This window comes from Arthrobacter sp. SAFR-044, assembly GCF_051965175.1.
Classification (GTDB): Bacteria; Actinomycetota; Actinomycetes; order Actinomycetales; family Micrococcaceae; genus Arthrobacter.
In genome coordinates, this window is record NZ_JBQCMK010000001.1 from 64,839 (window position 1) to 84,555 (window position 19,717).

General features: G+C 61.8%; 16 protein-coding genes. 9 read left to right on the plus strand and 7 right to left on the minus strand.

Going from position 1 to position 19,717, the window contains the following annotated elements; genetic code table 11:
• Positions 1 to 30: 30 nt before the first annotated feature.
• Positions 31 to 1,377 carry a hypothetical protein gene (locus ACTHQS_RS00295; RefSeq protein WP_440165031.1) on the minus strand — a complete coding sequence of 449 codons (1,347 nt, stop codon included), beginning with the start codon at positions 1,375 to 1,377 and terminating at the stop codon, positions 31 to 33.
• 99 nt (positions 1,378 to 1,476) lie between these two features.
• Here ACTHQS_RS00295 and ACTHQS_RS00300 point away from each other — a divergent pair, with 99 nt between their 5' ends.
• Both ACTHQS_RS00300 and ACTHQS_RS00305 read left to right on the plus strand, forming a co-directional pair.
• Positions 1,477 to 1,845 carry a hypothetical protein gene (locus ACTHQS_RS00300; protein WP_440165033.1) on the plus strand — a complete coding sequence of 123 codons (369 nt, stop codon included), beginning with the start codon at positions 1,477 to 1,479 and terminating at the stop codon, positions 1,843 to 1,845.
• Between the two features lie 49 nt (positions 1,846 to 1,894).
• The gene (locus tag ACTHQS_RS00305; protein WP_440165036.1) at positions 1,895 to 2,674 is read left to right on the plus strand and encodes a carbon-nitrogen hydrolase family protein; all 780 of its coding nucleotides are present in this window, start codon (positions 1,895 to 1,897) and stop codon (positions 2,672 to 2,674) included.
• Between the two features lie 177 nt (positions 2,675 to 2,851).
• On the opposite strand, the gene ACTHQS_RS00310 is transcribed toward ACTHQS_RS00305, so the two are convergent.
• The 4 genes from ACTHQS_RS00310 to ACTHQS_RS00325 form a co-directional block, all read right to left on the minus strand.
• Positions 2,852 to 6,391 carry a DUF3376 domain-containing protein gene (locus ACTHQS_RS00310; protein ID WP_440165038.1) on the minus strand — a complete coding sequence of 1,180 codons (3,540 nt, stop codon included), beginning with the start codon at positions 6,389 to 6,391 and terminating at the stop codon, positions 2,852 to 2,854.
• An 820-nt stretch (positions 6,392 to 7,211) separates the two neighbouring features.
• Entirely contained in the window at positions 7,212 to 7,877 is a 666-nt protein-coding gene (locus ACTHQS_RS00315; RefSeq protein WP_440165040.1) for a hypothetical protein, read from the minus strand.
• A 300-nt stretch (positions 7,878 to 8,177) separates the two neighbouring features.
• Positions 8,178 to 9,836, minus strand: coding sequence for a thiamine pyrophosphate-binding protein (locus ACTHQS_RS00320; protein WP_440165042.1), 1,659 nt, complete (start codon positions 9,834 to 9,836; stop codon positions 8,178 to 8,180).
• A gap of 120 nt (positions 9,837 to 9,956) precedes the next feature.
• Entirely contained in the window at positions 9,957 to 10,460 is a 504-nt protein-coding gene (locus tag ACTHQS_RS00325; RefSeq protein ID WP_440165044.1) for an Lrp/AsnC family transcriptional regulator, read from the minus strand.
• A gap of 93 nt (positions 10,461 to 10,553) precedes the next feature.
• Here ACTHQS_RS00325 and hisC point away from each other — a divergent pair, with 93 nt between their 5' ends.
• From hisC to ACTHQS_RS00340, 3 genes are all read left to right on the plus strand, one after another.
• Entirely contained in the window at positions 10,554 to 11,663 is a 1,110-nt protein-coding gene (hisC, locus tag ACTHQS_RS00330; protein ID WP_440165046.1) for a histidinol-phosphate transaminase, read from the plus strand.
• Positions 11,664 to 11,708: 45 nt separating this feature from the next.
• Positions 11,709 to 13,121 carry an amino acid permease gene (locus ACTHQS_RS00335; RefSeq protein ID WP_440165048.1) on the plus strand — a complete coding sequence of 471 codons (1,413 nt, stop codon included), beginning with the start codon at positions 11,709 to 11,711 and terminating at the stop codon, positions 13,119 to 13,121.
• Positions 13,122 to 13,497: 376 nt separating this feature from the next.
• On the plus strand, positions 13,498 to 13,851 hold the full coding sequence (locus ACTHQS_RS00340) for a type II toxin-antitoxin system HicB family antitoxin (protein WP_440165049.1): 354 nt from the start codon (positions 13,498 to 13,500) through the stop codon (positions 13,849 to 13,851).
• 718 nt (positions 13,852 to 14,569) lie between these two features.
• On the opposite strand, the gene ACTHQS_RS00345 is transcribed toward ACTHQS_RS00340, so the two are convergent.
• Positions 14,570 to 15,166 (minus strand): hypothetical protein, encoded by a 597-nt coding sequence (locus ACTHQS_RS00345; protein ID WP_440165051.1) that lies wholly within the window; start codon positions 15,164 to 15,166, stop codon positions 14,570 to 14,572.
• Between the two features lie 254 nt (positions 15,167 to 15,420).
• On the opposite strand from ACTHQS_RS00345, the gene ACTHQS_RS00350 reads away from it, so the two are divergent.
• Genes ACTHQS_RS00350 through ACTHQS_RS00360 form a run of 3 tightly spaced genes read left to right on the plus strand, consistent with a single transcriptional unit; the run spans position 15,421 to position 16,753 of the window.
• Positions 15,421 to 16,056 (plus strand): APC family permease, encoded by a 636-nt coding sequence (locus ACTHQS_RS00350; protein WP_440165053.1) that lies wholly within the window; start codon positions 15,421 to 15,423, stop codon positions 16,054 to 16,056.
• Between the two features lie 48 nt (positions 16,057 to 16,104).
• A complete protein-coding gene (locus ACTHQS_RS00355; RefSeq protein ID WP_440165055.1) occupies positions 16,105 to 16,410 on the plus strand; it encodes a nitrilase-related carbon-nitrogen hydrolase in 306 nt (101 codons plus the stop codon).
• A 40-nt stretch (positions 16,411 to 16,450) separates the two neighbouring features.
• Positions 16,451 to 16,753 carry a nitrilase-related carbon-nitrogen hydrolase gene (locus ACTHQS_RS00360; RefSeq protein ID WP_440165057.1) on the plus strand — a complete coding sequence of 101 codons (303 nt, stop codon included), beginning with the start codon at positions 16,451 to 16,453 and terminating at the stop codon, positions 16,751 to 16,753.
• A 103-nt stretch (positions 16,754 to 16,856) separates the two neighbouring features.
• Here ACTHQS_RS00360 and ACTHQS_RS00365 read toward each other — a convergent pair whose 3' ends face one another.
• A complete protein-coding gene (locus ACTHQS_RS00365; protein ID WP_440165058.1) occupies positions 16,857 to 17,651 on the minus strand; it encodes a hypothetical protein in 795 nt (264 codons plus the stop codon).
• A 98-nt stretch (positions 17,652 to 17,749) separates the two neighbouring features.
• Between ACTHQS_RS00365 and ACTHQS_RS00370 the strand changes: the two genes are divergently transcribed.
• The gene (locus ACTHQS_RS00370; protein WP_440165060.1) at positions 17,750 to 19,675 is read left to right on the plus strand and encodes a hypothetical protein; all 1,926 of its coding nucleotides are present in this window, start codon (positions 17,750 to 17,752) and stop codon (positions 19,673 to 19,675) included.
• The last annotated feature ends 42 nt before the right edge of the window (positions 19,676 to 19,717 follow it).

The window sequence follows — 19,717 nt, forward strand, 5'->3', positions numbered from 1 at the left end:
AACGTCGTGAGCATCGGTCGCAGTTCTAGGTTAGAGCCGAAGGACTTGGCGCAGCATCAAGTTTGCATCTTGGGTTCCAGTCGCGTCGTCTCGCTGCTTTCGGACGGTTTTATCGACGCTTGGACGCTGTGGGTCCTGCGACCAGTATTGCGTGTGGGACAAGGGTAGAAGCTGGTAAACGATGGCCTTCCAGCCCGTGAGCGAAAGCCGGACAGCGATATCACGGACGCCGGGCCCGAATTCCGGTGCAACTGGGCCTCCAACCGGGTCACCCAATAGTGAGGCCCTCACCGGGAAGTACAGGTTTGACCAGCGCGTAGGACCAAACGGCGCCCCGTGGTGCGCCACTCTTAGGGACCACGGTTTTCCCTCCAATGTAAAACGGCTCGGAATAAATGATGTTCCTTGCTCCGTAAGTGGGGGGCATCGAGGATATTCGCGCTCATTTTGGCGCTGCCTCAACTTCACTGTGCGGGTATCGAGCAGCAGGGATGCGTGGGCGAGGGGAGACCCAAGTGTGACGAAGTCGGTTACGAGCCAAGGGACTCCCAGCGCGCGGTTCTCGTGCCAAAGCCGAGATTGTGACTGCTGAAAGGCTTCGATTTGAGCGAGGTTTCCTGAGTTGTCGAGCGACGCTGCGCTTTGGTCGAAGACCTTAGCCTCTGCTTGCTTGCCAGGACCGCTGGGGTTTGGATGGCGCAACTCGTCCCACGCCAGCCGCAGCAGATCCAGCCCGATGACACTACCGAGGCTATGACCGACCAAAATGATCCGCTGATACTGCCCGTCCTGGTTAAGTTTCTTAAGCAGCTTTAGGCCGTCTTCACGGATACTGTTTCGCGCAGAGACGTTGCGCGGGTGGGGAGTCAGGTAGCGCGCGGCCTCCGCCAGCGATTCGGTGATAAACCGTCCGGCTACGACCTGGACGACCAGAAGAACTAGGGCAAGTCCGGCCTGCCAAGAACGCCAAGCATTCACAGCGCCTTCAGTCAGCACCTCTTGGATGAACAGCCATCCAAGTAGGACCATAATCAGGAACCCAGCTGTTTGGACCAATCCGACGACACCACGCAAGGTCCGGTTTAACCGCCAAAATGGCTCGCGGAAGATCAGAGCGACTGCCCAACGAAGAGTTTCACGAAACTTCCCACTATCAAAGTGGTGGGCCCAGTAAAGCTCATAACAGTCCGTAAGGGGACGGTGTCTCGTGCTCGGCAACGTGTATCGGCGCAATTCGAGGGAGTCGGAGAGCCGATCAGGCTTGCTGTAGTACCGTTCCTCCCCCAAGCCTTCGACAAAGCTGCGCAGAGTATCCATTGGCCGCTGCTCGCCTATCCCGTGAATCAGGACGACCGCCTGACGCTCCCCATTTGTCATGGATAAAGTCTGCCATGTCGATCTGCTGTAGCTCAGCAACGTGACTCCGTTCTGCCCAAGGCGGTCTTCGGGAAACTCAGCGAGAAGTTCCACACCCCGGTGGAGAACCTGGTCGTCACGGGCATCATCGGCCTGATCGCGCTGTTCCTGGACGTGGCCACGTCGACGTCGTTCATCAACTTTGGTGCCTTCACCGCCTTCACGCTGGTGAACGCCTCGGTGGTGTTCCACTACGTGCGCCAGCGCCGGGCCGGGCAGCAGCTGAACGTTGTGTCCTACGTGGTGGTCCCGGTGGTCGGCGCCATCATCTGCGCGTACCTGCTCTCCCAGCTGGACAGCAACGCCATTACGCTGGGGGTGTCCTGGCTGGCGCTCGGCATCATCGTCCTGGCCCTGATCACCCGCGGCTTCAAGGCGGCGCCGGAGATGACGGCCACGGAGAAGGCCACGGTCGAGGCGGCCGCCTGAGCCTGTCCTGTTTTGTAGCGTGGCTTTTGGGCCAAGGGAAGGAACACTCGTGAGGATAGCGCTGGGGCAGCTGGAGTCGGGCGCCGACATCCAGGCCAACCTCGCCGCGATCGACCGATTCGCCGCCGGGGCAGCGGCCGACGGCGCCGGGCTGGTCGCCTTCCCGGAGTACGCCACCTACGAGAAGAAGGAGGTGGACGCCACGTTCCCCGCGGTGGCCGAGCCGCTGGACGGCCCCGTCTGCACCGAACCTGCCGCTATAGCCCGCCGCCACCGCATCGCGCTGGTGGCGGGCGTGGTGGAAACCTCGGAGGAGCCGGGCAAGGCGTACAACACGCTGGTGGCTTTCGGCCCCAACGGCGGCCGGCTGGCTTCGTACCGGAAGATCCACCTTTTCGACGCGCAGGGGTTCGGGGAATCCGAGTTCATCAAGCCAGGCGGGTCCCTGGAACCGGTCGTGTTCGAGCACGGGGGAGTGCGGTTCGGGCTGATGACCTGCTACGATCTGCGGTTCCCGGAGCTGGCCAGGTCACTGGCCGACGCTGGCGCACAGGTTCTGCTGGTCTGTTCGTCCTGGGTGCCGGGCGAGCACAAGACCGAGCAGTGGCTGGCGCTGAACGCAGCGCGTGCGATCGAGAACAGGGTGTATGTAGCGGGGGTGTGCCAGGCGCCGCCGGTCTCGGTGGGCCGGAGTGTGCTGGTGGACCCGATGGGGGTTGTTGAGGCGGACCTTGGGCTGGAGCCTTGTATGCGGACAGTGGAGGTTTCGCTGAAGACGGTGGACCGGGTGCGGGAGTTGTTCCCGATGTTCCGGCAGCGGCGGTTGTAGCTGCCGCGAAACTGCTCGCAACTGCAGGAAGCGCAACAGCAAAGGTTTCGGGGTATACCTCTGCAGCTATAAACCGCCGGCCTTCGGTGTTGAAGCCTGGGCCTGCTTGACTGGCCCGGATACCACGGGAGCTGGCCGATGAAGTCGTCGAATTCGCCCATTTCGGTCGTACCCGTCTCAGGGCCCCACAACATCTGTGTCTGCGCCGAATTCGCTCCGCAGAGCCCCGTCGGCCGCCATCCCATAGTCTGGTTTGCGGGGGTCCGGAATGTCGTTCACCTCAACAGCTCCATAATCTCCGAGCCCGCGAATGCTTCCTGCCCACCACAGGTAGTGAGCCGCTACCGCGTAGAGGGCCAGGGAAGTCCAAATTGTGCCGACTCCTGCTGTCTTGAGCGAGAACGCCACCGCCCATGTGACCAGTCCACTGCCGAGGGACAAAAGAAACCATTGGATCCAAGCCTTCCTCGGTCTTTCTTTGTACGCGGATACGAGCCACAAGCTGAGCACTGCCGTGATGACAACCGTCGCGAAAGGGCCCGTCAGCCAAATTGGCAATAGCGCTGTTTGCCTTTGCTGATTTGTAAGGAAGACGAGGCCTACTGCGAGTAGTCCTGACAAGAGGGAGGCAAGAGTCCATGAAGTGGCCGCCGCCCGATTGGGCACCTCGGACGGAAGGCAGACGAGATTCCACCAACTGGTGACAGACAATGAGAAGGTCACTATGAGAAATATGAGCGTGCGCGCTGACCATCCGTCGTGGAGTCCCACGGCCACTGAAGCTACCCATGCGAGTAGGGCTCCCCAAAAATACCAGCGAGACCACTTCTCTCCTCTCGCCATGCGTGCGGCCAGATCGGTGTACAACCGTCCTTTAATGCTGTCTAAGGACCCGGAACTACTCTGTTTAGACTCGCGGTCGATCAGTCTCTTTCTTCGGAGCCTGGCTTTCCTTGTAGAGAACAACGGAATTAAACACAGCACTGCGAGGATAACTATAAAGATGCTTGCGTATACGGACGGACTTCCGGAAGTCGACGAGAGGGCAATGGCAACAGCGATCACCGAGGCTGAGAAGATTGCTGGGAGGTGCACCAGCGAGAAAGGAAGCAAAACAAGAAATAAGGGCGCCATGAGCTTCACAAAGGCTTCACAGATTTTCATCGGCCAACTGTCTCCTATGTCAAAGGAGCGGAGAAGTAGGCGGCTGAGACGATGCAGAATAGCTGCCACGTAGGCTGGTTGAAGGCGAAACAGATCCCCGGGGCCTGAAAGGAGGACTGGGTCTCCCTCAGGTCCAGGATTTCCCCGCGGCTGCAGTTGTTTCACCTGAGTGACGACCTCAGACTGAACTTTCCGAGCATCAGTGTCAGGGTCGCCCGCGAAAGAGCCCTGATTGGTCGCGAGCGGTGGGGGGTCTAAGTCTGCAAGCATTCTTACTATTCCAGCGGACGCGTCAAGTCTCCCCCACCACCAATCGTTAGTGCGCCATCGTTCTGAAAAGAAGGCTGCGAAGTTGAATAGCGAGGAGCCAGCGAGCTTTGAGTCAGCGTCCAGTTGCTCCGGCAAGCCCTGGTTTAACACGGCTTCACCGAAATCCTCATCGAGGGCAATTCTCAAGTATTTCTCGGCTTGACGCGCGCGGCGAGCCGCAAGCAATTCTGCGAGGTCGATTCCCGAGTCCAAGGATGTGGGCTCTGACGCGGTAATCGCAGTGAACCCTACCGCTTCGTGCCCCTCTGATCTAAAAGCTAGCGCGACGAAGGGTGTTAGGTCCCACGATCGCCAACTCTGAGGGAACGCAGCCCAGGGGTTGACACGAGTCGAATTCTTCATCGAGAGCTCTCTGAGGCCCTCTACTACGTCATCCATCTCGTCCCATAGCGGCGTGCATCTTTCCAGTTTTTGGTCCTGCTCCCACAACCATCGTTCTTTCGCGGTGCTGCTTTCCGTGTCCTTGAGGACTCCTAACACACAGGTGTCGCGGAGATGGCGGGCCTGCGCTTGAAGTTTGTAAAGTTCCTCCCTGATGGATTCCTGACGTCCTCGGGGATCGAGCCGAGTCATCTCAGTTTTGGCAAAGGCCTGTTCCTCTTGGGCCCTGAGCCATGCCAGAGCAGCCCACACTGTTTCCAGCAGAGCCTGAGGGCCCTGGAGAACCGATAGCCGCTCCTTTGAACTTATTGATGCGAGCATGCTTTGGTAGCCCGACTTTAAGTCCCGCTCCAGAGTTCTCTTGGCGTTCTGCGAAGTGGGTTGAAGGCTCGGCCGGTCTAGGCTCTCTGTGTCCAACAACCAGCGCTCTGGATCCTCCATTGCCTCTCGAAGGAGGGCTAAATCTGTAACTGCGCGTGCAACAATGTATGCGTCCTGCAGCCTTTTGCGGTCCGCGGAAGAGTCGGATGAGATCATGGAGGCCTGCTTCCAAGCGCGCAGACGTGCCTCATGGGCGAGTGCCCGAAGCCTGTCTTGCGCCACTTGCTCGATCTCATCCTCTGCCGACTCCCGGAATCGTCTGATCGATTGGGCAGCGAGGAGGACCTGAGTGAAGCGGGACAATCTGTCCTTGCGTATGGCCTCCCTGGTGGCCCAGGTTGGAGGGTCTACGCTCACTGCGGCAGGTGGGATGATGCGGGCATCTGGGCTCGGGTCGAGGTAAAGCAGGCGGCGGGTGTCGTAAGTATCCGTTGGTGAAGTGCGAACCGCATGAAGCGCCCGATCAATCGGAACGTTGTCAAGAATTCCCCCATCAATCACCCTGAAAGGAATGCCTGGAAGATTCCCGCGCCGCGCCGCGAACTCTACACTCATGTCAACAGGACCGTCTTCAAACGGGTCGTTGTCCTGATACCCATCCCTAAGCGCGTGCGACCAAATCAGCGCAGGCTCAAACGCCCCAGGAAACGAAGACGTTGCGCGCGCGGCGTATGAAAGCTTTTTTACGAGATTGTTCTTGCGGAGACAACCCTCACCATCTTCGCTTTCTGAGGGCGGGAGGACAAAACGGAAGTGCCCCCTGCCGCTGTTCTGGGCCAAATAGTCGGGGTCTGAAATAGTAGCGGACAAATGAACTGATAACTTACCGGACTCGTGCAAACTGTTTTTTGGGCCGTCCATAATCTTGTTGATCGCTGCCTCCACGCCCGACCAGAAGTACCCATCACCTCGAAAAACCGATGGAACAGCGTGCCACCCGTTTGGCTGGAGGAGCGCCCATATTGCTCCCTGCTGCTGCCAAACAGAAAGAACCTGGTCAAAGCTGCCGCCTACCCTTTGGGAAACGGCATAAAGGACTGAGTTAAGGCCGCCCGCACTTGCGCCGGCGAGTATGTCTACTTCGACGCGGTCATAGCGCTGCTTATCAAGCCATGCGGCATAAGTCTGGGCCCGGGATCGTGTCTGCGGATCTACAGTCTCGCCAGGCCTTTCCAAGAAATAGAACCTGTGGACCCGAGACCCCATCCGGATGAGTCGCACCCTTCGAAGAACGTCGATTTCGGCGACTGCTCCTCCGATCCAAACTGCTAGACTTACCCCGCCCTTGGCAGCTAAAGCCAAACGCAGTACACGCCCGTAAGCTGATCCCTGCGAACTTGCACCCGAATTGGTGATTAGCGCGGCCACGTCCTCGGTAGGCGGGTAGTCGTCTGGACCGAGGTATTCGACTCTTCTATCCATCAAAACCCTCAGGAAAGTTGCTTTCTTGGGAGTAGCCATCAGCGCGGGGTGTAAGCCAAAATGGTCGACGTTGTGGCAGTTAGGAGGAAATCCAAACTATAAGCTAGGAGGAAATCCAAACTATGAGCGAATTATCAGCGTGAGAACATGGTAAAAGTATTCGCAGAGTTTTGGTAGGGACCTTAGTCCCAGCGTGCTTGCGGGACCTAACGGCGATGGCACTAATTAGTTTTCGAGGCAGGGGTTACCGGTTCAGTCCCATGTCGCTAGAAGTTTCTCGTTTCCGGGAGGCAACGATGTCACTGGTAATTTGAATCGATGGCTCTGCATGCCTGAGTATTTTCGCCTTTAGGGGTGACTACCCCGCCACCGACTCCGCGATCTTTGCCGTCGTTGTCGCGTTCATCCACTCCGTCAGCCATGGGGCCCGGACACTGGAGGTGATCCGGTAGCCGGCCGCGAAGGTTCCGTTGCCTCCGGCGTCGATGCAGTCCTACAGCGGCCTCGAGCGCGGCGAGGTCGTGGGGAATTGCAAGCACGACGGCGGTGGGAGACGGAACAGGGACTGGCGCGAATGCGGCCCGGCAATCGAGAACAGCGTCTGCGTCGCGGGCGTTTGAAGCCTGTAGGGACTTTGTCAGTTCGTTTTGAAGACTCACTCAGCATCATACGCGGTGGGCCCTGACATCCAAGGGCGAATTTCGCTCGGGGCCTGGGGGTCTCGGAAGGCGGCGTCGGAGGGAAACTTGGGACTCGTCTGCGCTGAGGAGCAGGAACTGGTCGGAGGACTTTTACATAGGTTCAAGGCTCCGATGAATGATCTTATAGCAGGAAACAGCTTCAGCCAGGTTCTTGATGGTCAACTTTTTGTTGGCCTCCGCGGAATGACTCCAAGCCGTTCAAGCTCCGTGTCTCTCTCCAGAATCACGTCGGCTTTTGCATGGTCCCACGCGGCGTTGCTTACCGGCACCATGCTTGCCATGATGCCTCGCAACTCTGTCTCCACGTCGTTCACGTATGTTTCGGACCCGGCGGCGTGTGTCTCGATGTCACGCTGAATCTTGCGGTGCAGCTTGTGGAAGGCATCGGCTTGGTCGTTGAGAGCCTTGATGCGGCTTCCAGTCCAAGCCTGGAGAGCCGTGATAGCGGTTGCTAAGATCATGACTGCACCTACCAGCACCCGGGCAGTGATCGAGAACTCCTCGTTCTGCAGGCTTGTGAAGATTTCCGTCGCGGTGATCGCGCTGAGGACAGCTGTCGCTCCTCCGAGCCAAGGCACCCAATGGTGCGCGCCTACGTACTTTGAGGTTGCTTTACAGTAGGTCCACGCATCAGTCCATGTAGACACCAGCAGCCCGGAAATCGGCGGAGTGTTTGGGGCAGCTACAGCTTTGATGACTCCCTGAGATTCCATTCGGGCGCCGCCCTTGGCGCCATCAGGGGTCACGCTTTCCTCTGCCTCTACGGAGAGGATGACATAGGCGGGAGTAGATGAAGATTCTGGGTTTGGTCCTGTCTCGGTCATTCTGACCACCTCCGCCTTCTCTGCTCTGCGACCTCTACTCTGAGACCTGGGCAAGTAACTCGACAAGGGCCCAAAGACCCGCAAAACATCGCAAAACAGCGAAACAAGAGGGACCCCAACAGGGTGTAGCCTCCGCGTTAGCACCTGCTTATTGGGAAGTTCTTCTCCCAAGCTACTTCGGGGAGGAGCGTCTTCGGGGTCTCCGAAGCAAGGCCAGCGGTGGCTGCACATCCAGCATGGGAATGATCGGTCCGAGCCGCTCCTTCCCGAACTAGCCAAAGGAACGGTCGGGAAGGGTTCTTAGCTCCCCACCGCAGTCTTTGCCGCTCGGGTCGCTTTCATCCATTCGGTCAGCCACGGCGCGCGGACGCTGGAAGTGATCCGGCAGTCCGCTACGAAGGTTCCCCTGGCCCCGGCGTCGATCCACTCCTGAAGCGCGGACAGGTCAGCCAGCGAGCGGATCACCGCGGACTCCGCACCCAAAGCCCGCGCAACTCCGCTGAAGTCCACCTCCGGGATCAGCATCGGCTTCTCAGTCAAGCCCTGGGAGCCGTACTGGTGGATCTCGGCCCCGTAGGCGGCGTCGTTGTAGATCACCACGATCGCGCTGCGGGCGGCCCCGATCAGCGATTCGAGATCGGACAGGCCCATCAGGAAACCGCCGTCGCCGGAGGCCAGCACCAGGGTGCGGCCGTCCTCCACCGCACGGGCCGCCCCGACGGCACTCGCCAGACCCAGCCCGATCGACTGGAACGCGGTCCCCACCATCACCAGGTCCTGCGGCCGCGGAATGGTCCAGTACATCGGTGCCCACCCAATGAAGTGCCCGCCGTCCTGCACCACCGTGCGGCGCTCCGGCAGCATGGCGCCCAGCGCTGAAGCCAGCGCGCGCGGATCCAGCCGCCCGTCCTCAGTCGAAGCGGAACCCGTAGTATGGCCCGGGCCGGAAGCCAGCCGCCGGACAGCCTCCGAACGCCACGCACCAGCAGCAGCGTAACCATCAACCAACGCCAACAGCCGCAAAGCAGCAGCCTTCACATCCGCCTGGACAAACACATCCACCCGCGGGTTCGTCGGCTTCACCGCGGTGTCGATCTGGATGACCGTGGCATCCGTGCCGAGCAGATGCCCGAACCGCATGGTGAACGGGCTCAGGCTCGCCCCTGCCACCAGGACCACGTCGGCCTCGCCCATGAGCCCGGCAGCGGTGTCGGTGCCGAAACCGCCCGCGACGCCCAGGTACCCCTCGCCATTGAGGAGGTTGAGCGCCAGGGCGGTTCCGGCGGTCAATGCGCCGAGCCGGTCGGCGAGTTCGCGGAGTTCCGGGCCGGCGCCGGCGAGGTGCGCGCCCCGGCCGGCCAGGATCAGCGGTCGCCGTGCCTCCGCGAGAAGGCGGGCCACCCGCGCAAGGTCCGTGCCGCCGTCGTCCGTCACCTCCAAAGCGATTGGCTCCGGAAGGTCCTCATCCGCAGCCTCGAGCGCGGCGAGGTCGTAGGGGATGGCGAGCACGACGGCGGTGCGCCGGGTGAGTGCGTACTCCACCGCCTGCCGGGTGATGGCGCCCGCGGCGTCGCGGGTGACGGTGAAGGTGGCGGCGCCGAGGCCGGCGGCGATGGCGGCCTGGTCCACGTCCTGCGGCCGGGCGCCGCTGGTGGGTGCGTCGCCGGTGACCAGCACGACGGGGATCTGCGCCTGGACGGCTTCGGCCAGGGCGGTGAGCGCGTTGGTGTAGCCGGGGCCGTAGGTGGTGGTGCCCGCGGCGAGCCGTCCTGAGGTGCGGTAGTAGGCGTCGGCCGCGGCGATGGCGGCGCCCTCGTGCCGGACGGCGGTGAAGCGCAGGCCCTGGTGCTCCGCGGCGTCCAGGAAGTAGACGTTGCCGTTGCCCATGACGCCGAAGACGTCGCTGACGTAGCTGCTGAGAACCTGTGCCACGCGGCCGGAAACGGTAAGTGAAGTCATGCAGGAATCTTGCGGCCCGGCATGGAGATCGGCAACACACGGGAATGCGCCTGGGACTTTTGGCAGGGGAGGAGCAGCAGAACTGCCAAAACGCCCAGTTGTGGCGCGCATCACCCAGGGTTAGGCGGAAGGGCGCGCTTCCTGCTCCGTCAGCCGGCTGATGAGCCCGTCGTACCGGGGCGGCATGAGTTCCATGACGGAGATGGCGGTGCTGGTCCGCTGGATCCCGTCGATCTCCAGGATCTGGTTGGTGATGCGGTAGAGATCGGCGGTGCCGCGCGCCACCACCTTGGCCATGAGATCTGCGTCGCCGGTGGTTGCGTGCACCTCGATGACCTCCGGGATGGCAGCGAGCCCGCTTTCCACTGAGCCGAACCGCGTCTGGCTGATCTCCAGCGAGAGGAAGGCCATCAGTTCGTAGCCGAGCGCGGCGGGATCCAGCCTGCGGCTGAAGGAGCGGAGTGCGCCGCTGCGCTCCAGCCGCGCCAGCCGGGCGTGGACGGTGTTGCGGGCGACGCCGAGGGTCCGGGAGAGTGCCAGGGCGCTGGCTTCGGGGTCCTTGTCCAAGGCAAGGATGATCCTGCCGTCGAGCGAATCGAGGGTGCGGGAGGAAGGGATGGTCATATTTTCACCAGAGGTACTAGAAGTTGAGCAGAAGTCCCAAGCACAAAAGCGTATCTTGCATTGTGGTCCGGGTCACTTCCATGATCGGACCTCATGACTGCTGAACAACTCCTGGCCGAACCCGAGACAGCGCTGCCCACACTTCGCAGCGCGGTCACCGGCCTTCCCGCCTACGTGCCGGGCCGGCGCAGCGTCGGCGCGGACATCGCCGCCCTCGCCAGCAACGAAAGCCACTACGAGCCCCTGCCCGCAGCCACCGCTGCGGTGGCCGAGGCGGCCGGCAGGATGAACCGCTACCCGGACATGGGCGCCGTCGAACTCTGTGAACGGATCGCCCGGCACCTGGGCGTCACCGCGACGGAGGTGGCGGTGGGGCCCGGCAGCGTGGGCGTCCTGCAGCAGATCATCACCGGACTGTGCGACGCCGGGGATGAGGTGGTGTTCGCGTGGCGCTCCTTCGAGGCGTACCCCATCTTGGTGGAGCTGGCAGGTGCCCGGCCGGTCCGCGTCCCGCTGGACGAGGCCGAGGGCCACGACTTGGACGCCATGGCCGCCGCCGTCACCGAGCGCACCAAGGTGATCCTGCTCTGCACCCCCAACAACCCCACCGGCGTGCCGATCAGCCACGACCGCCTGGAGGCCTTCCTGCGGTCCGTCCGCCCCGAGATCCTGGTGGTGATCGACGAGGCCTACGTGGAGTACGCCGACGCCGGCAGCGGCCCCGATTCCCTGGCGCTCTACCGCCGGTACCCGAACGTCTGCATCCTGCGCACCTTCTCCAAGGCCTACGGGCTCGCAGGCCTGCGCGTCGGTTATGCGATTACGACGGCGGCCATCGCCGAAGGTCTGCGGCGCACCGCCCTGCCGTTCGCCGTGAGCGCGCTGGCGCAGAAGGCGGCCGTCGCGTCGCTGGACGCGGGGGAGGAGATGGCAGCCCGGGTTTCCCTGGTGAAGCAGGAACGTTCCCGGATGGCTGCCGAGCTTGCCGCGCAGGGGTGGACGCTGCAGCCCAGCCAGGGCAACTTCCTGTGGATCCGCGCCGACGCCCCGCTTCTGGGCTTGCTTGTGGACGCCTTCGACGCCGCGGGCATTATGGTCCGCGCGTACCAGGGCGACGGCGTGCGGATCACTGTGGCCGACCCCGGCTCCAACGACCGCGTGCTCCGGCTCCTTGCATCACACGCGGTCCTGGCAATTTCCTGACTCTTTTCTCCTTCCGTTCCACCTACTAAGTAAGAGGAATCCCTAATGGAACCCCAGACAAAGACGTCTGCCCGCGCCCTCGGCGCGGCCCTCAAACCCAGGCAGCTCACCATGATGGGCCTGGGCAGCGCCATCGGCGCGGGCCTGTTCATCGGCTCGGGGGCCGGCATCCAGGCCGCCGGTCCGGCGGTGCTGATCTCCTACCTCGTGGCCGGCACCCTCATCATCCTAGTGATGTGGGCGCTCGGCGAGATGGCCGCCGCCAACCCGGACAGCGGCGCCTTCTCCGTGTACACGGCCAAGGCCTACGGCCCGGTAGCCGGCGCCACGGTGGGCTGGCTGTGGTGGATCCAGCTGGTGGTGGTCATCGCCGCCGAAGCTTTGGGTGCGGCCGGCCTGCTCGCGACGATCTTCCCGGCCCTGCCGGTGTGGCTGATGGCCTTCGTGTTCATCGTGGTGCTCACCGCGGTGAACCTGACCAGCGTGAAGAACTTCGGCGAGTTCGAGTTCTGGTTCGCCCTGCTGAAGGTGGCGGCAATCGTCGGGTTCCTGCTGGTGGGCTTTGCCCTGCTGTTCGGCTTGGTGCCGGGCGTGCAGTCACCGGGCCTCGGCAACTTCATGGGAGAGGGCTTCGCGGTCAACGGGTTCAGCGGGATTGCGACGGCGCTGTTTGTGGTCGCCTTTGCGTTTGGCGGCACCGAGATCGTGTCCGTGGCGGCAGCCGAGACGGCCGAGCCAGCCCGCAGCGTGAAGAAGGCGGTCCGGACGGTGCTGTGGCGCATCCTGGTGTTCTACATCGGTGCCATCTTCGTGATCGCCGCAGTGGTGCCCGTGGGTTCAGCAGGGCTGAAGAGCCCGTTCGCCGCCGTACTGGACGCCGCAGGTATGCCCGGGGCGGCCACCGCCATCACTCTGGTGGCCGTCGCAGCTCTGCTCTCAGCCCTCAACGCCAACCTGTACGGTGCTTCCCGGATGGCGTTCTCCCTGGCCGAGCGGGGTGAGGCACCGCGGTGGCTCGCTTCCGTGTCGAAGGCCCGGGTCCCGGTGGTGGCGGTCCTGGCCAGCGTCGCCTTCGGTGTGGTTACGGTGGTGCTTGAGCTGATGTTTCCCGAGAAGGTGCTCCCTGCCCTGCTCAATATTGTCGGCTCGACCTGCCTGCTGGTGTGGACGTCCGCTCTGCTGGCCCAGCTGGCGCTGCGCCTCCGCGCCGACCGCGACGGAACGGCGCTTCCGCTCCGGATGCCGGGCTTCCCGTGGCTCACTTCGCTTGGTCTGGTGATCCTCGCGGCGATCTTCACGGTGGGATTCATCGGTGAGGATTCACGCCCCCAGCTCCTGAGCACCTTCGGACTCGTGGCGGTTCTGGCAGTGGGGTGCTGGCTGAACCACCGTTCCGGCAAGGTTCCGGGGCAGATTGAGTCTTCCGACCGTGAAAAGCAGCAGGACCTCATCCACTGAACCAAAGGTCATGGACCTTTAGCAGGTCCTCATGAAGCAAGGGCGCGCCCGGCCCACTGTCGGGGCGCGCCCTCGGGGTCATTAGCCATCTTGAGGAGTGGTGCCAAAAGTGGCACCATAGTCCATGTGGCGGGCATCGATAAGATCGAGAAGCAAGCTAGGAACTCACCTGAGAACGTCTCTTACAGCGACATGCTCAAACTCTGTACGCACTACTTTGGCGAACCTAGGTCGGGCTCTGGAAGCCACAATGCCATCTTCAAGATGCCCTGGGCGGGGGATCCCAGGATCAACTTGCAGAACAAAAATGGCAAGGCAAAGCCGTACCAAGTGAGACAAAGCCATCGCCGCCATCGATCGGAGCAAGGAGAAGTAAATGTCCACTCGAAAAGCAGCTGCTGCGCCGTCTGCGGTGACACAGTATCGATACTCAGTGCAGTGGTCGCCGGAGGATCAGGAGTTCGTCGCCACTGTTCTTGAGTTCCCTTCCCTCTCCTGGCTGGACGAGGATCAGTTCGAGGCGCTCCGCGGCATTGAACGATTAGTGTCCGACGTCATCGATGAACTTACGCAGTCGGGTGAGCCCGTGCCCGAGCCCATCGCGACGCAAAAGTTCAGTGGCCGCCTCAACCTCCGGGTGCCCCCGGAACTCCATCGCCAGCTCGCGATTGAAGCTGCCAATCACGGAATGCCCCTAAACAAGTACGCGACAGAGCGACTGACGGCCTGAGTTCTCGGTCAGCGGGTAACTACTACGGCGCCGGACCTGAGGTGGCTGTCCCACCCGCGGGCGATGAGTTGGTTGACCTGTTCGGAAAGACGCTTTCCGCGTTCAGCAAGGAGCGTTTCGCATTTGCCGCAGGTGTGATGACCGGCAGTTGACGGTCCGGCGGCGCCTCCTGAGGGCGCACATCTTAATTGAGGAGGGACCCCTCTGTCGACTCGAACGCATAGGGGAGTTGTGCTTCCCCGGGTCCCACATCGGATCTCGACCTTGACGTAATTCGGTTGCATCGTGGTATTCCTTTCTTGCCGATACTCGTCGCGGCGGGCCCGGACGATACACACGCGGGAAAGGTGGCAGCCAGCTCTGACATTTTCTGTGGAGGCTCTGACGCTTCCGCTTCCTGTGGCAGCGCATCAGACTGAAAAGTTGTATGCGACAGTGGCGGGCCTACGCATCCACATGGTCGCCGCGGAACCTCCTGGCTCTGCTTGACCGGGATCCAGCTGTTGGAACCGATTTTGTCCAGGCCTTCGATGACCGCTCTACATGCGTTGAAGAATGCGCCTCAAGTGTCCGCCATACGGTGTGCAGGCCCAGCAGTTAACAGGTTAACTATTTGCTGAATCCGTAGGGGTCGGCGCCTCCAGCCGACGTGCCAAAAAGCGCTGCGATGGAGGCGTCGATCGCCCGCTGGAGGTTCCTGTAGGGAGGTCTGCATCGGTCAGTCAGGCAGGCGCTTCAACTGAGCTGCGCGCTCATCCGTGACCCAGAAGAACACCTCGTTGGCACGCGGCGGCGTGAACCTGGGCCCGGACTGCGCACGCCAAGGCGGCGTCAGTCCCGGGAAGTGCCTGCCCAGCGTGCGTTTGACCTGGGTGGGGAGGATCTTCATGACGGAGTAGTCCACGTCCAGCGCCTCCGCCAATTCACGAGTACTCAGAGCGCCGTCCTGGCCGGGGTGGCCGGATAGGTGACGGAGCATTCTCCCGACGTTGATGCTGGTCTTGGTGTCTATCGCAAAAAACTTAATCAGGTCCTCGTCGGTCCAGCCGTCGATCGCTTCTTGATCGGTGACGCCTGCATCCTTAGCAATCTGCTCGGTGGAGGCGGTAGTTATAGTCGAAAGGTGTTCGCCGAGGGAGGCAAGTAGGGAAATGATCCGCTCGCTGGGGACCGCATCCTCAGTAATCGACTCGATGGAGGAGGCAGCTGTAGTCGAAACGAGTCCCCCCAAGAAGGCGAGTACGGCTCTGACGTGTTCGTTGGGGACCGGGATGTACTGGAAGGCGGCGGCTGGGTCGGCGGACGTGTTGATCATCGGGGTTCTCTCTTTTCGTTGGAATATTACATAACGTAGCATACAGTACGTCACGTAGTGCGTCACGTAAACTGCCGAAGTGATTACAAACGTAATGAAGGACGGCCAAAAGCTTTGTTTCAGAAGGCCGTCCCGGCGCGTCTGCGAAGGGCCTTGGACGGCGGGTGCCACCGTAGCTGCAAGCAAGTGCTGACGTCCGACGGCGTCCGCCTAGCTTCCTTAAGCGGGGAACCGAAGCTGATCTCCGGGCTGTCTTGTGGGCCGCAGACATGGTGGCCAAGGTGGTGGAGTCGCTGCGCTGCGCCTTTGCGGAGGCTCCTGATCCTGGGGCGCTGCTGGATGAGCCGTTCACGCTGAAGGAACTGCGCGCCGTGTTCCTGGCCGGCCTGGTGGTGGCGCAGTTCGCCTCCGGCCTCGCCGCGCAGGCCAGTGCGTCCCGCCTGATGTACGCCATGGGCCGCGACTCGGTCCTGCCGAAGGCGGTGTTCGGCAGGCTCAGCGAGAAGTTCCACACTCCCGTGGCCAATCTGGTGATCACCGGCGTCATCGGCCTGATTGCGCTGTTCCTGGACGTGGCGACGTCGACGTCGTTCATCAACTTTGGTGCCTTCACTGCCTTCACGCTGGTGAACGCCTCGGTGGTGTTCCACTATGTGCGCCGGCGTCGGGAGGGGGAGCAGCTGAACGCGGTGTCCTATGTGGTGGTCCCGGTGATCGGCGCCGTCATCTGCGCGTACCTGCTCTCCCAGCTGGACAGCAACGCTATTACGCTGGGTGTGTCCTGGCTGGTGCTGGGCATCATCGTCCTGGCCCTGATTACCCGGGGCTTCATGGCGGCGCCGCCGGAGATGACGGCCACGGAGAAGGCGACGGTCGAGGCAGCCGTCTGAGCCTGTGTTGTTTGTAGCGTGGCTTTTGGGCCAAGGGAAGGAACACTCGTGAAGATAGCGCTGGGGCAGCTGGAGTCGGGTGCCGACATCCAGGCCAACCTCGCCGCGATCGACCGCTTCGCCACCGAGGCAGCGCGGGACGGCGCCGCCCTGGTCGCCTTCCCGGAGTACGCCACGTACGAGAAGAAGAAGGTGGACGCCACATTCCCCGCGATAGCCGAGCCGCTGGACGGGCCGGTCTGCCGGGAGCTTGCCGCCATCGCCGCCCGCCACCGCATCGCCGTGGTGGCGGGCGTGGTGGAAACCTCGGAGGAGCCGGGCGGGGCGAGCACGGGGGAGTGCGGTTCGGGCTGATGACCTGCTACGACCTGCGTTTCCCGAGCTGGCACGGTCATTGGCCGACGCCGGCGCGCAGGTCCTGCTGGTCTGCTCGTCCTGGGTGCCGGGCGAGCACAAGACCGAGCAGTGGCTGGTCCTGAACGCGGCGCGGGCAATCGAGAACAGCGTGTATGTAGCGGGGGTGTGCCAGGCGCCGCCGGTCTCGGTGGGCCGGAGTGTGCTGGTGGACCCGATGGGGGTTGTTGAGGCGGACCTTGGGCTGGAGCCTTGTATGCGGACAGTGGAGGTTTCGCTGAAGACGGTGGACCGGGTGCGGGAGTTGTTCCCGATGTTCCGGCAGCGGCGCTTGAAAGGCTAGCAGTCGATCGAGAACAGACCGGATATGGGATACCGATCCGGGCTTGCGCAGTGGAGCAGCTGGATCAGCGCACCAAAAGGACAGGGTGCCCTTGCGTCGCGGTTTACTTCTTGGGCACCCCGGCGGCAGCTTCTGCTGCCCGCAGCGCGTTGCCGAACGCCGCTACGGCGGACTGGTAGTCGGCGGTGCGGGCCGAAGACTTGGCCTGATCAGCCGCCTGGCCTGCCCTGATCATGGCAGCGGTTTCAGACACGCTAGTATCGGACATTGCCGGGAAGTCGAACTGAAGTTGCGGATCGAGTTCGTACGCCAGCCACCGGTTCTTGCTGCGGTCATGCTGCAAAGCAGCGGCGCTGAAGGCATTAGCGTCAACTACTGACATCTCGGCCAGGCTTCCCGGGGGCATGGCAGCGACTTGCTCCGCCGCCCGGGCGGCCTCGAGTTGACGCCACAGTGCCTGTGCGGTGCCAAGTCCTTCAGGTCCTTTGAGCCGATGCTTCAGAATCATATTGTTCTCGTAGATCCGGATTTGCTCCGGCGTCATGCCATCCAGCTGCCCATCGCTTCTCTGGGCTACGTCGGCAGGACCTCTTTTACTGGCAATACTGCTGACCGGAATGGGGAAGACAAACCTGCCTCCCAAGATTCCACCCAGCAAAACAGTCCAGAAAATCCAGTCCGGTGAACCTGCCGAGGATACTGACCCTGCCGCAAAAACTGCTGCCGACGACGTTATGGCCTGGCCCTTTGTAAGTACTACTCGGGACTTCCCGATGCGCATTACCCTGCGGTGTTTGGTGAGCTGTCTGTGGTGGAAGGAAAGGGCATTTGCGATCCAATCGCTTGCGCGGTTCACCAGCGGCGGCCTTTGACTCATGACCATGACGATACCGTTCACGAGGTCAATGGCGGAGCTGCAATGAAAGCACACGTGCCCCACGCCGCATCTTTGTCACGCTGGCGTTTCCAACCCCCTCGCACTTTTGAGGGAAACGGATGTTAGGCAACGAACTTCTCAACGACTCGGAGCATGCGCGGCATGTGATTCTGTTTGGAATAGCTATTCTTGCCAAGAAGCTTTGGTATTGGCTTGGATGCCTGTGGGAATGGAGTTTTCTTTTGTCCAACGAAACTATCTTGCTGTTCTTGCACGGTGTTGGAGACGGCGATCCAGACGACGGCTGGAAGATGCGGCTGACCGAAACCCTTGTAGACGTTGGTTACCCCAAACTGGATACGGTCGAAGTAATCACGCCCAAGTATGCGCACTCGCTGAGGGGCTCGGACGACAACGATCCACTGCCTCCCTTGACAATCAAGCAGCCTCAGCGCGAAGCGGCCAAGAAGAACCGTCGGGATTTCGAGCGGCGCATTGGAGCCATTGAGTACCGGCTGGGACGGCATGACCAGGGTAATGGCCGCGCCGGCGCCGACACCGTCGTCAACCTCGCCGTCGGTCTGCCTCCCTTCCGCCAAGCGGACAACTACCTGAACAACCCTCAGATTCGCGCCCAGGTCCTGAACCGCATCCTCAAGTTACTCCCCGATGCGGGACGGGTTGTAATCGTGGGCCATAGCCTTGGTTCCGTCATCGCTGCTGACCTCGTTCGCCGATTACCGGTTGGCCTAGAGGTAGCGGGCATGGTAACCATCGGGAGCCCCCTTGCGAATGGCAACTTCGATGTCGACAAGCTGCGGGAGACCCTACGGGAGCCGCCAACCAACCTGGCCTGGTGGGTGAATTTCTGGAACGTCCACGATCCTGTCGCGGCCCACCGCGGCGTTTCCTCTGTGTTTCCCTGGATGATCGACTGTCGTATCCAAACGAACTTAAGCCTCCGCGTCCACGATGCGGAGGAGTACCTCGCTGATGAGACCGTGGCCACCGCCATCGGCTTCGCGCTTTTCGGTTCAAGATCGAAGGAACTTGCTGGCACCGATAGTGGCCTCGACATCCCTATGGATTCCGCGGAACGACTCGCCCTTCTGGCGCTGAGGTACGCACACCTGACGGAAATGAGGCTGGAAGGTGACCAACAGGATCGTTTCGCCGGTGCCCTTCGACACGTGCAAGCCGCCGTCGTCGATGACATCCGGAGACGAAATGATGCCGAGCGCAGACCAATGCCGTCCGAGGTTGCGCGCCTAGCATTCGACCTCTCCGATCCGCATTCAGCCGCACCGGAACCACTTCCCAGTAGCCATATGACGAGGGACGAGGCCGTTATCCCACTAACAATCCTGGCGGCCGAGAACGTCATTCGGCCTTTCGAGATCTCCATCTCGAGGGAAAAGTGGCAGGAGTCGATGAAAGAGCTCACCGCCGAGATGGGTTTGGGAAGCCAGTTTGGGGCCGATGTATTCACCGCAGCCAAACACGCTCAGGAGGCACTGGCTGCCGGCTTCGGAATGAACTGGATCAAATGGGGCGCATTAGGTGCCGGCGCGGCGGCCCTTGTGGTCGCAACGGGCGGCCTGGTGCTTGCTGCTGGCGCCGGTCTTGCTGGGGCCGCTGTGATCACTAGCGCGTTGGCGGCCTTTGGGCCTGGCGGCATGATGGGTGGCCTGATAACGGCGGGGGCCCTCGCCACTGCAGGTGGAGGCGGCATCGCTTTCAGCTTGGCTAGTCCAGGAACCACTGCGGATACTGTCGCAGCAGTGTTCGAGCGTCAACTGGCTGCGGCAATTCTTCGGCAACGAAATAACCTCGATCAGGATCCGTCCTTTTGGAGGATTCTCGTTGAGACGGAGATTGAGGTACGGCGTCAGTATGAGCGGCTCGACGAGTTCTCAGATGAATCGGCGCAGTCGCTCAAGGAACTGAAGCGAAAGATCGAAGCCATCGAGCGTGCGCTTGACTATCTAAGAAGCAACGGCCTTGAGCCACCTCTCCCTTCAAGCGCTTCCGACAAGACGCCCTGAAATGGCAGCAAGGTGATTACAAAAAATGCTTAGCGGCTAAGA